The 14,469-nt window shown below is 71.4% G+C and carries 15 protein-coding genes; 2 read left to right on the forward strand and 13 right to left on the reverse strand.

The window, feature by feature from the left end; genetic code table 11:
• Positions 1 to 8: 8 nt before the first annotated feature.
• The 8 genes from QSK20_RS00175 to QSK20_RS00210 form a co-directional block, all read right to left on the reverse strand.
• The gene (locus QSK20_RS00175; protein WP_285786505.1) at positions 9 to 896 is read right to left on the reverse strand and encodes a carbohydrate ABC transporter permease; all 888 of its coding nucleotides are present in this window, start codon (positions 894 to 896) and stop codon (positions 9 to 11) included.
• 10 nt (positions 897 to 906) lie between these two features.
• On the reverse strand, positions 907 to 1,815 hold the full coding sequence (locus QSK20_RS00180) for a carbohydrate ABC transporter permease (RefSeq protein ID WP_285786506.1): 909 nt from the start codon (positions 1,813 to 1,815) through the stop codon (positions 907 to 909).
• 1 nt (position 1,816) lies between these two features.
• On the reverse strand, positions 1,817 to 3,076 hold the full coding sequence (locus QSK20_RS00185; protein ID WP_285786507.1) for a sugar ABC transporter substrate-binding protein: 1,260 nt from the start codon (positions 3,074 to 3,076) through the stop codon (positions 1,817 to 1,819).
• 187 nt (positions 3,077 to 3,263) lie between these two features.
• On the reverse strand, positions 3,264 to 3,968 hold the full coding sequence (locus QSK20_RS00190) for a M15 family metallopeptidase (protein ID WP_285786508.1): 705 nt from the start codon (positions 3,966 to 3,968) through the stop codon (positions 3,264 to 3,266).
• Entirely contained in the window at positions 3,965 to 5,995 is a 2,031-nt protein-coding gene (locus QSK20_RS00195; protein ID WP_285786509.1) for an amylo-alpha-1,6-glucosidase, read from the reverse strand. The genes QSK20_RS00190 and QSK20_RS00195 overlap by 4 nt, the downstream gene beginning before the upstream one ends.
• Positions 5,992 to 6,402 (reverse strand): SCP2 sterol-binding domain-containing protein, encoded by a 411-nt coding sequence (locus QSK20_RS00200; RefSeq protein ID WP_285786510.1) that lies wholly within the window; start codon positions 6,400 to 6,402, stop codon positions 5,992 to 5,994. Before QSK20_RS00200 ends, QSK20_RS00195 begins: the two co-directional genes overlap by 4 nt.
• Before the next feature lie 37 nt (positions 6,403 to 6,439).
• Complete coding sequence (locus QSK20_RS00205; protein WP_145836058.1) at positions 6,440 to 7,033, reverse strand: nucleotidyltransferase family protein; 594 nt, start codon at positions 7,031 to 7,033, stop codon at positions 6,440 to 6,442.
• 99 nt (positions 7,034 to 7,132) lie between these two features.
• A complete protein-coding gene (locus QSK20_RS00210; RefSeq protein ID WP_285786511.1) occupies positions 7,133 to 8,812 on the reverse strand; it encodes a bifunctional 3'-5' exonuclease/DNA polymerase in 1,680 nt (559 codons plus the stop codon).
• Between the two features lie 54 nt (positions 8,813 to 8,866).
• Here QSK20_RS00210 and QSK20_RS00215 point away from each other — a divergent pair, with 54 nt between their 5' ends.
• Positions 8,867 to 9,613, forward strand: coding sequence for a helix-turn-helix transcriptional regulator (locus QSK20_RS00215; RefSeq protein WP_285786512.1), 747 nt, complete (start codon positions 8,867 to 8,869; stop codon positions 9,611 to 9,613).
• Here the strand turns inward: QSK20_RS00215 and QSK20_RS00220 are convergent.
• The 3 genes from QSK20_RS00220 to QSK20_RS00230 all read right to left on the reverse strand — a co-directional run bounded on the left by QSK20_RS00220 (position 9,560) and on the right by QSK20_RS00230 (position 10,850).
• On the reverse strand, positions 9,560 to 10,135 hold the full coding sequence (locus QSK20_RS00220; protein ID WP_285786513.1) for a dihydrofolate reductase family protein: 576 nt from the start codon (positions 10,133 to 10,135) through the stop codon (positions 9,560 to 9,562). The two genes, QSK20_RS00215 and QSK20_RS00220, sit on opposite strands and share 54 nt — an antisense overlap.
• A gap of 34 nt (positions 10,136 to 10,169) precedes the next feature.
• Entirely contained in the window at positions 10,170 to 10,592 is a 423-nt protein-coding gene (locus QSK20_RS00225; RefSeq protein ID WP_285786514.1) for a DUF6924 domain-containing protein, read from the reverse strand.
• A 102-nt stretch (positions 10,593 to 10,694) separates the two neighbouring features.
• The gene (locus tag QSK20_RS00230) at positions 10,695 to 10,850 is read right to left on the reverse strand and encodes a hypothetical protein (RefSeq protein WP_352232266.1); all 156 of its coding nucleotides are present in this window, start codon (positions 10,848 to 10,850) and stop codon (positions 10,695 to 10,697) included.
• Between the two features lie 301 nt (positions 10,851 to 11,151).
• Here QSK20_RS00230 and QSK20_RS00235 point away from each other — a divergent pair, with 301 nt between their 5' ends.
• Positions 11,152 to 12,399 carry a helix-turn-helix domain-containing protein gene (locus tag QSK20_RS00235; RefSeq protein ID WP_285786515.1) on the forward strand — a complete coding sequence of 416 codons (1,248 nt, stop codon included), beginning with the start codon at positions 11,152 to 11,154 and terminating at the stop codon, positions 12,397 to 12,399.
• Positions 12,400 to 12,588: 189 nt separating this feature from the next.
• Here the strand turns inward: QSK20_RS00235 and QSK20_RS00245 are convergent, their stop codons facing one another.
• Positions 12,589 to 13,518, reverse strand: a complete 930-nt coding sequence (locus QSK20_RS00245; RefSeq protein WP_285786517.1) for a carbohydrate ABC transporter permease — start codon at positions 13,516 to 13,518, stop codon at positions 12,589 to 12,591.
• Between the two features lie 11 nt (positions 13,519 to 13,529).
• Positions 13,530 to 14,441 (reverse strand): carbohydrate ABC transporter permease, encoded by a 912-nt coding sequence (locus QSK20_RS00250; RefSeq protein ID WP_285786518.1) that lies wholly within the window; start codon positions 14,439 to 14,441, stop codon positions 13,530 to 13,532.
• Positions 14,442 to 14,469: the final 28 nt, after the last annotated feature.

The following is a 14,469-nucleotide window of genomic DNA, read 5'->3' on the forward strand; positions in this document are numbered from 1 at the left end:
GGTGTGGGTCACTTGAGACCGGTGGTGGCGATACCCCGTACGAAGTGGCGTTGCAGGACCAGGAAGACGAGCAGGATCGGCAGCACCACGACGACCGAACCGGCCAGCAGCAGCCCGTACCGGGCCTCGTTCTGCCCGACGCTGTAGAGCGCGAGCGCCACCGGCAGGGTGTACCTGTCCTCGGTGGTGGCGACCGCGAGCGGCCAGAGGAAGTTGTTCCAGGAGCCGAGGAAAGTGAGGATGCCGACGGTCGCCATGGCCGGCCGGGACAGCGGCAGCACGATCCGCCAGAAGATCCGCCACTCGCCGGCCCCGTCGATCCGCGCCGACTCCAGCAGTTCGTCGGGTACGGAGAGCATGAACTGCCGCATCAGGAAGACGTTGATCGCCTGGGCGATGTTCGGCAGGACCAGGCCCGCGTACGTGTTGACCAGGCCGAGGTTGCTGACCAGCACGAAGACCGGGATGAACCAGACCACCGGCGGCACCATGATCGTCCCGACCACGGCGGCGAAGAGCCCGCGCCGGCCCCGGAACGGCAGCTTGGCCAGGGCGTACCCGGTGGCCGCGCAGATCAGCACGTTGCCGACGGTGACCAGGGTGGCGACGACCGCCGAGTTGGTGAAGTACTGCGGGAAGTCCAGCCGGCCGAACAGTTCCCGGTAGTTCTCCAGCGTGGCCGCCTCCGGCCACCAGGTCGGCGGCACCCGGCGGACCTCGCCCTCGGGTTTCAGCGACGAGACCAGCATCCACAGGAACGGGCCGACCATCAGCAGCAGCCCGCCGCCGAGCAGCAGGTGCAGGACGGTCGCGGCGACCCGGTCGCGGGAACGGCGGGTCCGGCCCGCTGCCGGAGCCGGCCGGACGGTGGTGTCGTCGATCACGGGGGTGGCCATGCGCCGCTCCTCAGGAGTCCGACTTGAGCAGGCGGAACCAGCCCACGCCGAGCGCCGCGACGGCCAGGAAGAGCACGTAGCTCATCGCGGAGGCGTAGCCGTAGTTGCCGAACCCGAACTGGCTGTAGACGTACTGCGAGACGGAGACGGTGGAGTGCAGCGGCCCGCCCTGGGTCATCACGAAGGGTTCCTCGAAGACCAGCATCAGGCCGACCGTGCCGATGACGGTGGAGAGCAGCAGGGTGGGCTTGAGCATCGGCAGGGTGATGTGCCGGAACTGCTGCCAGGCGCTGGCCCCGTCGATCCGGGCGGCCTCGTAGAGCTGCTCGGGGATGGCCTGGAGCCCGGCCAGGAAGATCACCATCTGGAAGCCGAGGCCCCGCCAGACGATCATCACGATCAGCGCGGGCAGGGCCAGGTGGGTGCTCTCCAGCCAGTTCGGGCCGGTGACCCCGAACAGCCCGAGGAAGCCGTTCACCAGGCCGGAGTCCTTCTGGTAGACGAACCGCCAGACCACCGAGACGGCGACGATGCTGGTCACCACCGGCAGGTAGTAGCCGACCCGGAACAGCGCCCTGAACCGGGTCAGCCCGGAGTTCAGCCCGAGGGCCACGGCCAGGCCGAGCCCCAGGGTGAGCGGGATGCCGAGGAGCACCACCAGCGCGGTGTTCCGGATCGACTTCAGGAACACCTCGTCGTCGGCCAGGCGCAGGTAGTTGTCGAGTCCGACGAACTCGACCGCCAGCGGGGTGCGCAGGTCGGCCAGGCGGATGTCGGTGAAACTCATCAGCAGCGAGACGAGCACCGGGCCGACCAGGAAGATCGCAAACGGTACGGCGAACGGCAGCGCGAACATCCAGCCGGTGAGCCCCCGGTGGGTCGCGCCGCCCCGCCCGGCGTGGCGGCCCGGTGCGGTCACGTCAGGCTCCCGTCCCGATCGAGGTGGCCTTCTGCTGGATCGCGCGGGCCGCGTCCTGCGGGCTGGCACCGGTCTTGGTGAGCTTCTCCACCTCGGCTTCCATGCCGACCGCGACCTGCTCCCAGGTGGCGATCGCCGGGGGCGACTTGGCGTCCTCCAGTTGCTTGCCGAACAGGGCCAGGTGCGGGTCGCCGGCCAGCACCGGGTCGTCCCACGCCTTCGTCACCGATGGCAGGTCCGACGCCGTCCGGTACCAGGTGATCTGCACGTCCGGGCGGGACAGGTACTCGACGAACTTCCAGGCCGCGTCGCGGTTCTTGGCGTCCTTGAAGACCGCGAGGTTGCCGCCGCCGACGAACGAGGTGGCCGCCTGCCGCTTCGGCATGTGCCAGAGCTGGAAGTTGTCGGCCGCGCCCTGTTCGGAGAGCAGGTTGATGTGCCAGGGGCCGGAGACGAACGCCCCGAGGTTCCCCTTGACGAACTCCGGTTCGAGGGTGCCCTGGGGTAGGTCCTTCGGGCTCAGGCCCTCGGTGAAGTAGGACTGGTAGTAGCCGAGCGCCTCGACGGTGGCGGGACTGTCGAGGGCGAACGTGTCGCCGGAGAGGACGTCCCCGCCGTTCTGCCAGACGAACGGGAGCACCGCCTGCCAGGAGCCGGGGCCGCCGGCCGGGAAGGAGACGCCCCACTTCGCGCCGCCCCTGGTCTTCAACGGGGTGATCGCGGTCTTCAGGTCCTCCCAGGTCTGCGGGGCGGTGGTGATCCCGGCCTTCGCCGCGACCGCCTTGTTGACGTAGAGCAGGCGGGTCTCGACGTACCAGGGGACGCCGTAGGAGGTGCCGTCGACCACGGTGGTCTCCCAGGCGCCGGGGAAGAAGTCGTCCTTGGCGACCAGGTCGGCCGGGGTCGGGTCGAGCCCTCCGGTCTTGGCGAACTCCCCCATCCAGGTGGTGCCGACCAGGCTGACGTCGGGGGTCTGCCGGCCGGCGATCGCGGTGGCGATCTTGTCGTGCGCTCCGTCCCACGGGATCGGGGTCACCTTGACCGTGGCGTCCGGGTTCTCCTTCATGAAGGCGTCGGCGAGGACGCCCAGTTTCTCGCCCTCGGTGCCCATCGCCCAGACGGTGACCTCGCCGGTCGCCTTGCCCTCGCCGATGCTCCTACCGGGGCCCTCCGCGCCACCGTCCTCGTCCCGGCCGCAGCCGGCGACCAGCAGGACAGTGGCGAGTCCGAGCGCGGCCAGGGGCCGCGTCCACGTCGCCATGGGACAACCTCCAATGCAACCGGCCCGCGTTCGGCCATTTGCGTCGACAGGCCGGGACGGGCGCAGACTGAAAGCGCTTACAACATTTTCGGATACTGGCGAATTCATTCATCAATGTCAAGAGCAACGCCGACAGCTCTCGATCCGTCGCGCCCGTGGGGAAGGGCGGGCGGGCGCGGCTGCGGCGTCAGCGCTCGGTGGTGAAGTGCTGGTAGTCGGGGTTGGACCAGACCCCACCCCAGGACCAGCCGACCGCCGCGAACGCCCGGACGAGGACGCCGTCCGGCACCGCCATCCCCGGCCGGTACGCGCCACGGTCGACGTACGCCGCGCCGGCCGGCGGGAGCACCCGACCGCCGAAAAGGTACGGGTTCTCCACCGGGTTGACGTCGATCGCCCGCCCGTACGCGTGGGTCGACCAGCTCGCCGCCCCCTCGGTCACCGCACGGCGGCAGTTGAACCCGGAGGTGTTGTCGGCGGCCATCGACGCGGCGTCGTCACCGCCGTAGACGTCCACCGGTCGCATCTGCCGGATCGGGAACCGCTGCCGGAACAGGGCGTCGAAGACGGTGACCACGTCGGCGGTGACCGCCTCGTGCACGACCAGGACGCCGGTGCGCGGCTGCCCCGCGAAGTCCCAGTGGGTCAGCCGGACGAGCCGCAGCCGCTCCGGGCCCACCGGGCAGCCCGGCCGCCAACTGCCCGCCACGTCCGCCTCGGTCACCGGCCGGATCTCGCTGGCGAAGGCGGGCGGGGTGGGCGACGGCGGAGCCGGGGGTGGCGCCGGCCGGGTGCAGGCCGACAGCGCCAGCGCGGACAGCAGGGCCAGCGCGAGGATCAACCGTCGAAGCTGGCCGTCGGTGCCGCCGCCGTACCGTCCCGGCGAGGTCACCTGCCGGCCGGGACGACGTCGACCCGGCCCCACCGGCCGGGAACGCCGAGCAGACCGAGCGGGCCGATCCCCTCGGGCAGCACCGGATCGGAGGTCAGCCGCTCGCCGTCCGGTTCGAGGCCGAGCATCGTCCGGAGGAACAGCAGGGGCGCCCCGGTGGACCAGGCCTGCGGGCTACAGGCGGTCGGATACTGGACCGGGTAGCGGGTGAGTTCCCGGTCGTAGCCCGCGAAGGCCTCCGGGAGCCGGCCGTCGAAGTACCGGGCGGCGTCGATGACCGCCTTCGCGACGCGGGCCGCCTCCCGGCGGAAACCGTAGCGCCACAGGCCCCAGGCGATGACCGAGTTGTCGAACGGCCACACCGTGCCGACGTGGTAGCCGATCGGGTTGTACCGCTCCGCGCTCCGGGCGAGGGTGCGCACCCCCCAGCCGGAGAAGAGGTCCGGGCCGAGCAGGTGCTGGACGACCGTTGCGGCCCGGTCCGGCTCGACGATGCCGCTCCAGAGCAGGTGACCGATGTTCGAGGAGAGCGCGTCGACGGGCCGCCCCTCGGGGTCGAGGGCGAGGGCGTAGTACTCGCCGTCCGCCACCCAGAAGTCGCGGTTGAAGCGTCGCCGGAGGTCGGCCGCCTGCGCGTCGAGCGCGTCGGCGTACGCCGGGTCGCCCCAGAACTCCCGGGCGAGGCGGGCGGCGCGGCGCTTCGCGTCGTAGGCGTAGCCCTGGAGTTCGCAGGTGGCCCGGGGCGGCGCCGGTATCGTGCCGTCGCGGTAGGAGACGGCGTCCCAGGAGTCCTTCCAGCAGTGGTTCTCCAGGCCGTTCACGGTGTTCCGCCGCTCGTACCAGATGTAGCCGTTGCCGACCAGGTCGGCGTGGGTGTCCATCCAGTTCAGGGCCAGCCGTGCCTCGAACTCGAACTCGCGCACCAGGTCGGCGTCACCGGACCAGCGTTCGTACTCGTCGAGGAGGACGAGGAACAGCGGGGTCGAGTCGGCCGATCCGTAGTAGAGCGAGTGGGGTTGTTCCTCGAACGCCGTCGACTCCCCGAACCGCACCTCGTGGATGGTCTTTCCCGGGTCCTCCTCGCGGAAGTCGTCGAAGGCCGCGCCCTGGGTGACCGCCAGCACGCGCAGGGTCGCGGAGGCGAGTTCCGGTGCGAACGGCAGCGTCTGGAGGGAGGTGAAGATGCTGTCCCGGCCGAAGGCGGACATGAACCAGGGCAGCCCGGCCGCCGGGACGCTCCCCGGCAGCCCCCACGGCGGGTAGCGCAACGCGGCCAGGTCCACCAGGCTCCGCTGGTACGCCTCGTCCAGGTCCTTCCACCCACCCACCAGGCGCGGCGCCCGGGCGATCCACTCGTCGAGTTCCTCCCGCATCCGCCTGCCGACCCGCCCGGCGTGCACCTGGAGGGAGGCTCTGGTGCCGGACCACACCGGCGGAGGCTGCACGAGCGCCTCCACGTGCAGGCGGGTGCTCCAGGTGCTGCGGCGGGGCACCCGGATCTCGAAGGTGATCCCGCGACCGTCCAGCTTGGCCGGCTCGCTGGTCGAGATGACCGTCTCCCGCCGGAAGCCCTCCCGTTCGTAACGGAAGTGCAGGCGGTCGTCCTGGACGTAGGTGACCACCCGGCCGACCTTCGGCCGGACGTCCTTGATCTCGAAGAGGTCCGCGAAGTCGCAACCGACCTCCATGAAGACGGTCAGGTCCGCCGGCTCGCCGCCGTGGTTGAGGATGATCAGCTTCTCGCTGAAACTGCCACCGAGCAGGCGGTGCCGGACCACCGAGATCGTGGAGTCGACGTAGTGGGTCGGCGCCCCGGGGACGAGGAAGAACCGCGACTCGAAGTACTGCAGATCGTCCTTGGACAGGGCGTTCAACGACTCGCCGTTGATGCTCAGCCGCCAGGTCGACAGAAACCGGGTGTCGTACGAGAAGAGACCGGTCGGGTAGGTCCGGGACGGGTGGATGTCTCCGTTGCCGTCGCTGACGACGAAGTTGATGCCGTCCAGGTTGTTGACGAATCCGTTCATCCCCGCCCACGCCCGCCGGAGTTGACCCAGGGCGGGTCCTGCATGTGCGCCATCCCGGTGAGCAGCTTCCGCAGATGCGCCAGCACCGTGACGTCGCCCTCGTTGACGACCGCGTTGCGCACCAGCGCCGCGAAGAGGTTCGCCTCGCCCCGGACGAGCCGGTCGAAGAACTCCTTGCTGGTCCGCACCACGGCGTCGGCGGCACGCCGCTCCGCCGCCACCCGGACGGTTCCCCGGTCGACGGACACGAACCAGTTGGTGGTTCTCCCCCCGTCGTCGAGTTCGATGCGCAGGGTCGCCGTGACCGTGTCCGAGAGCATGGCGGGGCGGCCCTGGCCGATCCGCTGGAAGAACTCGACCGTCGGATCCGGCGGACCACCCGCCTCGTCCCGCCCCACCCCGTTCACACCGTCGCGTCCGTGTCGACCCGTACCCCGCCCCCGCTCAGGCGCCGATCCGCTGCGGCGGGACGCTGAGCCCGTAGAGCGTCATCAGCTCCGGGGAGTCGACCCGGCTGCCGTCGGCCACCGCGTCGCAGGCGATGTCGACGATCAGGTCCTTGTGGGCCAGCAGGTACGGCCGCGCGCCGACGTCGGCGCGGGCCAGCGTGGCGATGCCGGCCCAGTGCCGGCGGCCGAAGAGCATCGGGTAGCCGCGCAGCCCGCCGTAGGTGGCGCAGACCAGCACGTCCGGGTACGGCAGCGCGACGACCCGGCGGACCGCCTCGACGGTGAGGCCGGGCATGTCCACCGGGACCACCACGACGGCCTCGATGGCGTCGTCGGTGAGTGCGGCGAGACCGGCCCGGATGGACGAGCCGACGCCGGTGCCCCAGGCCTGGTTGACCACCACCGTCGCCCCGTCCAGCTCAGCGGTCCGACGCACCTCGTCGGCGGCCGCGCCGAGGACGACCACGGTCGGGTCACAGCCCGCCTCGATCATCGTGGCGACCATCCGGTCCACCAGGGGGCGCTCCCCGAGGCGCAGCAGCGCCTCGGGGCCGCCGATCCGCCGGCCGCCACCCGCGGCGATGATCATTCCTGCGATTCGCACACCGGGTGCAACGACCACCGCCCCTGATCGGTGGCGGGGGCGAATCGGATATTTAGTACAACCCAGACGCATCCGACCTGACCGTCAGTCGGCGTCGGCGTAGCAGTCGACCACCGACAGGTCCAGCGGGAACCGGACCGGGGTGTCACCGAACAGCAGCGCCGCCGCCCGGGTGCCCGCGTCGCCCACCGCCCCGGTCACCGCCTCCGCCTGCCCCGCCGGGCAGTGCACGACCACCTCGTCGTGCTGGAAGAAGACCAGCTCCGCGTCGGTGCCGGCCAGGCCCGTCCGCAGCGTGGCGAGCAGCGTGGACGCCCACTCGGCGGCGGTCGCCTGGATGACGAAGTTGCGGGTGAACCGCCCCCGGGAACGGGCCGCCCGGGCCCGGGGGCCCTGCGGGTCTCCGCCGCCCTCCTCCCCCGCCGGATCGTCGCCGAAGCCGACCGAGCCGGGCGGGCACGTCCGGCCCAACCAGGAGCGGACCAGCCCGCCGGCCTCCCCGGTACGGGCCGCCGCCTCGACGTACCCGAACGCGGTGGGATAGTGCCGGCGCAGGACGGCCAGCGCCGGCACCGCCGACCCGCCGGTCTGCCCGTACATCGCCCCGAGCAGGGCGAGCTTGGCGCGGGCCCGGTCACCGCCGAAGGCGTCCCGGGCCAGGGCGGCGTAGAGGTCGCCCGCTCCGCCGGCCGCCGCCAACCGGGCGTCGCCGGAGACCGCGGCGAGCACCCGGGGCTCCAACTGGCCGGCGTCGGCCGCCACGAACCGCCACCCCGGGTCGGCCACCACCGCCCGGCGGATCACCTTCGGGATCTGCAACGCCCCGCCGCCCCGGGTGGCCCACCGACCGGAGACCACCCCACCGGGCACGTACTCGGGGCGGAACCGGCCGTCGCGGACCCACGCGTCCCGCCAGGCCCAGCCGTGCGCCGTCCAGATCCGGTAGAGCTCCTTGTACTCCAGGACCAGCGGCACCGCCGGATGCTCCACCCCCCGCAGCACCCAGGCCCGGGTGTTCGGCAGTTCGATACCGGCCCGGGCGAACGCGCGCAGCAGCTCGGCCGGGGAGTCGGCGTGCAGCTGCCGCAGCCCGAACGCGTCGGCGATCCGGGTGCCCAGCTCGGCCAGGCGGCGCGGCGGCCCGCCCACCGGGGACGGCTCGCCGAGCAGCTCGGTGAGGACACGGTCGTGCACGTCGACCCGCCAGGGCAGGCCGACCGTGCCCATCTCCACCGCGATCAGCGCGCCGGCCGACTCGGCGGCCACCAGCAGCCGGAACCGGCCGGGGTGGGCGGTGGCGGCGATCCGGGCGAGCTGGTCGGCGTACACCCGGGTCAACGCCTCGATGCCCGGACCGGGCGGCCCGGACGGCGCGTCGAAGAGCGCGACCTGACCGTCACCGGGCGGCGCGGGCGGACGCGGCGGCGGGTCGGGCGGCACCGGCGCGCCGGTCAGCCGGGCCCAGGCCGCCGCCAGCGAACGCGGCTCGCCCCAGTGGCCGGCGTACCCGAGCAGCAGCGCCTCGGTCAGCTCGACGTCGTGGCAGCGCTCGACCCGGACCCCGGCGCGCAGCAGCCCGGGGTAGACCGTCGCGCCGGACGCCCAGACCCAGCGGGGCCGGTCGGCGCGCTCCCGGGTCGCGACGGCGACGGCGAGGTCGTCGACCGGCTCGGCGGGACCGGCCGGGCTCCCGTCGGCGCGCAGCGGACACAGCACGCCCCCGCCGCCCTCCCCCGCCACCACCGCGACCAGCACGTCCCCCATCCTGCCCCCGCCCTACGACACCCACCGGCCGGCGTGCGTCGTAGGGTTTCCGACGTGGGACTGCTGATCACCTCGCGTTCCTCGGAGTCTCCGTGGATCTCCTCCGTGTGGGCCAGCCGCAGCGCGGGAGTGTCGCAGATGACCTCGGTCGCGAGCGAGACCTGGGGGCTCGTGTTCTGGGAGAGCGACGGGACGTCGTACGCGGCTGTCACGGGTCCGGAGGAACGCACCCGGACGGCGCCCGTGCCGGCGGATGCCCGTTTCGTCGGCATCCAGTTCGCCGTCGGCACCGCGTTGCGGATGGCTCCCACGTCGTCGTTCGTCAATTCGGGGTTGGAGCTGCCCGACACGACGGCGGGGCGGTTCTGGCTCGACGGCGCGCGCTGGACGACGCCGCGCGTCGACGACGATGCCGAAGCGCTGGTGGCGCGGCTCGTCCGCACCGGCGTCCTCGTGCGGGACCCGCTGGTGACGGCGGCGCTGGACGGCCGTCTCCCGGCCGGCGGGTCCCGGACCCTGGAGCGGAGGTTCCGTACCGTCACCGGGCTCACCCGTGGTGCCGTCGGGCAGATCGAACGCGCCCGGACCGCCGCGGACCTGCTGTCCTGCGGCGAGGAGGTGGGCGTCGTGGTGGGCCTGCTCGGCTACTACGACGAACCGCACCTCGCGCGGACGCTACGGCGGTACGTGGGACGCACCGCCGGCCAGCTCCGGGGCCGCCTCGGCGGTGCGATCGGGCTGTCGCACCTATCGGACGACGTCGTACACGGCCTTGAGGATCCCGTTGGGGTAGGCGGCTGACTCGCGCAGCGCCAGCCTCTGTTCCTCCTGCTCGCGCCGGGGGAACACGCTCTTCCCCGCGCCGAGCAGCACCGGGAAGACCAGGAGGTTGTACCGGTCGACGAGGCCGGCGTCGGCCAGGTTGCGCGCCAACTCGGCGCTGCCGTGGACGAAGATCGCACCACCGTCGGTCTTCTTGAGGGCGGCGACGTCCGCCACCGAGCGCAGGATCTGCTGCTCGCCCCACCCGTCGACCAGCCCGCCCTCGTCCAGCGTCGTGGACACCACGTACTTCGGGAGGTCCCGGTAGGCCGCATGGTCGTCGGACTGCGGCCACACCGAGGCGAACGCCTCGTAGCTGCGGCGTCCGAACATCAGCGCGGTGGTCTCCTGAAGCTCCTCACCCTTCAGGGAGAAGGACTCCGGGTCGAACGGCGTCCGGAACACCCATCCCCCGGCCGGGTGCCCCTCGGCCGTCCCCCCGGGCGAGTCCACGATCCCGTCGAGCGAGATGAACCCGGTCCACACCAGTTCGCGCGTCACCACAATCTCCGCATCCGTCGTCCGACACCGCAGCTCAGGCCGGTTCGTTCCCGGCCCACGTCCCGAGGCTATCGGCCGGGCCGGGCCGGGTCTTGGACGGAAACGACAGCCGAGCGGAGCCATGTCGAGGTGCGGCCGGGTGTAGGTCCGCCTGGCTGATCCGGTGCGGCCTGTGGTGGTGCCGCGGGACGGGCACATGGGTCTGCGACGCTGTCGAGCTGCCCCGTCCATGCGCCCGGTACGGCTGAAAACCCCGGAAGACGCCGTCCGGGTCCGTCGCCCGCGCGAACTCGAAGAAGTCCACGTTCAGCGCACGGTCCTCGACGAACTCGACCCCGGCCCGGAAGCCCTCGTCGGTGGGATTGGCGATCTCGTGTTTGAGCCGCTCCCACACCCCGTCGTCACGGAAGTCCCCTCGCACCACGGGAGCGCACCACGTCTCCGGCAGAGTGATCATGAGGACAGCGTAGGGCGCAACCGACTTAACCTGCTTCCTCCTCACCGCGGGGCGTCCCACGCCGCCGACTGGAACGCCGGCCGCCGGGGCATCATTCGCGGTTCAGTCTTCTGGCGGCGGGGGTTCGTCCGCCCCTCTGGCCTTCCACGGCTGGTGCTCGCTGATCCAGGCTTCCACGTCCTCGACCAGCCACACCGAACCGCCGGCCAGTCGATCGAACGGCTCCGGGAAGTCCGGACGGCTGGTGAGCTGAACCACCCGGACGCGCGAGACACCCAGGCGCTCCTGTAGCTCTGCCGAGCCGTACAACCTCCTCCGGACCATAGTTGAAGCATCATCAGTCTACCCACTTACGAACTTGAAACCCCCGCGTGCGTCACCCAAAAGCACTGTTCATTAGCCAGTTGGACCCACATCGCCTTCCCTTTACAACTTGACAGGGGGTAGCAGTTGGGGTTTCGTGAACGAGGACCAGAGTCGCAGCGGTCCGGCTCGGGACCGGGACACTCCGGGGCCGGCACCGCCCGTCGAAAGGTGACCGCAATGAACGACGCATTCCTTGGCGATCCCTTCCGACCAGTCGACGAACCAGCAGATCGGCGGTGACGGCGTGGCGGGAAGCGGCTTGCCGATCGGACGCCGGGTGGCGCAGTGGCGGACGCGGCGGGGCATGACGCAGCAGGTGTTCGCCGACCGGTTGGGCAAGTCTGCGAGCTGGGTCGACAAGGTGGAGCGAGGCGTCCGTACTCTGGACCGGTTCTCGGTGATCCAGGAAGTCGCCGCAGTCCTCCGCGTCGATCCGCTGGTGCTGCTCGGCCGGGAAGCCACCCCGTCGGTCGGGGCGAACGGCGCGAGTGCCGGGGTGGACGGGGTCCGCGCGGCCCTCGCCCGATACGACGCCGCCCTGAGCGAGCCGGGTGCCGGTCCGATGTCGCCGCCTACGGAACTGGCCCGGAGCGTGGAGCACGCCTGGTTGACCTACCGGCACGCCCGATACCCGCAACTGCTGCGGACGCTGCCCGCCCTGATCGTCGACGCCCAGCGCGCCCACTACGCCGGGGACGCGACCGCGCTGCTGGTGCAGGTGTACCGGGTCACCGCGTCGGTGCTGGTGAAATGCGGTGAGGGTGGCCTGGCCTGGCTCGCCGCCGACCGTGCCGTGGCCGCCGCCGACCAGTCGCTGCTCATCGCCACCAGCACGATCCAGCTCGGCGAGGCACTACGCGCCATCGGCAGGGGTCGGCTCGCGATGGCCGCGACGATCGCCGCGGCCCACCGCATCGCTCCCGCCGTGCCCCATGACGGTCCGCACGACGAACTCGCCGTCTGCGGAGCGCTGCTGCTCCAGGCCGCACTCGCCGCCGCGTCCTGCGGCGACGCACCAAGCGTCCGGGAGTTGGTCGACCAGGCCGCCGAGATCGCCGAACAGGTCGGCGACGGGCCTGGTCAGCACTGGATCGTCTTCGATTCGACCACGGTGGAACTGGCCCGGGTCGTGGCCGCCGTTGAGCTGGGGCGAAGCGCCGAGGCGGTCGTCCGCCACGAACAGGTGATCACCCGCGAGTCCTGGCGACGGCTGTCCGCCGAGCACCGCGCGGCGCACCTGCTCAACGCCGCACGGGCGTACCTGCTGACCGGGGACCTGGACGGGGCCTGCCGGACGCTGATCGAGGCGGACCGGACCGCACCGGCCGAGGTCCGTACACGCCCCGCCGGGCGTACCGTGCTCCGGGAACTCACGCGTGGCGGGCCGGTGCCGGCCGATGTCGCGCGACTGGCCACGGCGGTCGGGCTCACCGGGCGATGACCGGCGCGTCGCTCTCCCCCGCCCAGATTCAGAATCGGCTCATATTGTCGGCGCGGTGGATCCTGCGCGACCACCGGCCCGGCGACGACGGGCGCTGCCGGATCTGCCGGGTGGCCGACTGTGCGGCGGCGCGGGCCGCGCGGGGCTACCTGACGGGGGTCGGGCAGCCGCCGACGCGACCACGGTGGGCTACTTGACCGCCCCGGCGGTGAGGCCGGACTGGATCTGTCGCTGGAAGAACGCGTACACGATGATCATCGGCAGGATGGAGAGGGTGAGCGCCGCGAAGAGCGCCGCCCAGTCGGCCTGGTAGCCGGCGGAGGTGGAGATGCTGGCGATGCCCTGGGTGAGCACCCACTTGCGGTCCGCCCCCTCGCCCTGCATCAGCGCCACCGGCAGCAGGTACTGGTTCCACTGGCCGATCACGTTGAAGATCGCGATGCTGACCAGCCCCGGCCGGGCCATCGGCATCATGACCTGGAAGAACAGCCGGGTGTGCGAGGCCCCGTCGATCATCGCGGCCTCGGCCACCGAGTTCGGCAACGTCTTGAAGAACGCGGCCAGGAAGAACACCGTGAACGGCAGCGAGTACGCGATGTAGACCAGGATCAGCCCGGTGTACGTGTTCAGCAGCCCGAGGTTGTTGACCACCAGGAAGAGCGGCACCAGGGCGAGGAAGACCGGGAACGCCAGGCCGGAGACGAACAGGTAGTAGATGACCCGGTTGCCCGGGAACGGGTAGCGGGCCAGCACGTACGCGGCCATCGCCCCGAGCAGCATGGTGCCGCTGGTGCTCAGCGTCACCACGAAGACGCTGTTGAGGAAGTACCGCCCGACGTTCGCCTCGCTCCACGCCCGGGCGTAGCTGTCGAAGTTGAACGCGTCGGGCAGCGCGAACGGGTTGCCGAGGAAGATCTCGGTGTTGCTCTTGAACGAGGCGAGGATCGTCCAGAGCAGCGGGGCGATCACCAGGATCGCCCAGACCAGCAGGGCCAGGTGGCCCAGCCCGGTCAGCAGTCCCACCTCGGAGCGCTGCCGACGGGCGGCGGTGTGCTTACGGCCCCCCGGGGCGGACCCGACCGGGGCGGCCGGGGCGCTGGGTGCGATCTCCGTCGTCATCGGTGCCGCCTCTACAGCTCGATCGTGTCACGCTTGCTGACGCGCAGGGTGAGCGCGGCGAACGTGATCGTCAGGAAGAACAGCGCCACGCCCATCGCCGAGGCGTAGCCGAACTGGGAGTAGCTGAACGCGTTGCGGTAGATCTCCATGCCGAGCACGGTGGTGGCCCCGTCCGGGCCGCCCTGGTCGACGGAGAGCACCTGCACGATGGCGAAGGCGTCGAAGGCGGCGATGCCCAGGTAGACCCAGGCCACCTGGAGGGTGTCCCAGAGCAGCGGCAGGGTCACCTTGAAGAACATCGCCGTCCGTCCGGCCCCGTCGATGGTGGCCGCCTCGTAGATGTCCTTCGGCACCGAGGACATGCCGGCGCTGAAGAGCACCACGTAGAAGCCGACCGCCTGCCAGACCAGCACCGCGATGATCGACCAGAGCGCGATGTCCGGGTCGGCCATGAAGAGCACCGGGTCGATGCCGACCGCGCCCAGCGCCCCGTTGACCAGGCCGCTGTCGTCCGGGGCGTACACCCGGCTGAAGATGACCCCGACGATGACCACCGCCAGGACCTGGGGGAAGAAGAACACCACCCGGTAGAACTTCGACCCCCAGACCCCGGTCATCACGCCGCCCCGGCTCCCCCCGCCCACGTTGAGCATGAAGGCGAAGAAGAGCGCGAGGAGGATCGTGAGCAGCGGCAGGGCGAGCAGCAGGAGCCCGTGGTGCCGGATGGCCTTCCAGAAGACGTCGTCGTCCAGGAGTCGGGTGAAGTTCTCCAGACCGACGAACTCCGGGTTCGCGCTGACCCCCCGCCAGTTGGTGAGGGCCAGGTAGAAGGCCTGGGCGTACGGCCCCAGGACGAAGGTCACGTAGATCGCGACCGGCGCCGCCAGGAAGCCGATGATGAACGGGTACCTGCCATGCCGCATGGTTGTCTCGTCTCCGCTCGCCTCGCTA

It is taken from the genome of Micromonospora sp. NBRC 101691 (assembly GCF_030269285.1).
Lineage (GTDB): Bacteria > Actinomycetota > Actinomycetes > Mycobacteriales > Micromonosporaceae > Micromonospora > Micromonospora echinospora.

What these genes read in the sequence shown, in the direction of transcription:
- QSK20_RS00175 (WP_285786505.1), bottom strand. Translation starts at nt 896, where the DNA reads ATGGCCACCCCCGTGATCGACGACACCACCGTCCGGCCGGCTCCGGCA.
- QSK20_RS00185 (WP_285786507.1), bottom strand. Translation starts at nt 3,076, where the DNA reads ATGGCGACGTGGACGCGGCCCCTGGCCGCGCTCGGACTCGCCACTGTC.
- QSK20_RS00195 (WP_285786509.1), bottom strand. Translation starts at nt 5,995, where the DNA reads ATGAACGGATTCGTCAACAACCTGGACGGCATCAACTTCGTCGTCAGC.
- QSK20_RS00205 (WP_145836058.1), bottom strand. Translation starts at nt 7,033, where the DNA reads ATGATCATCGCCGCGGGTGGCGGCCGGCGGATCGGCGGCCCCGAGGCG.
- QSK20_RS00210 (WP_285786511.1), bottom strand. Translation starts at nt 8,812, where the DNA reads ATGGGGGACGTGCTGGTCGCGGTGGTGGCGGGGGAGGGCGGCGGGGGC.
- QSK20_RS00225 (WP_285786514.1), bottom strand. Translation starts at nt 10,592, where the DNA reads ATGATCACTCTGCCGGAGACGTGGTGCGCTCCCGTGGTGCGAGGGGAC.
- QSK20_RS00245 (WP_285786517.1), bottom strand. Translation starts at nt 13,518, where the DNA reads ATGACGACGGAGATCGCACCCAGCGCCCCGGCCGCCCCGGTCGGGTCC.
- QSK20_RS00250 (WP_285786518.1), bottom strand. Translation starts at nt 14,441, where the DNA reads ATGCGGCATGGCAGGTACCCGTTCATCATCGGCTTCCTGGCGGCGCCG.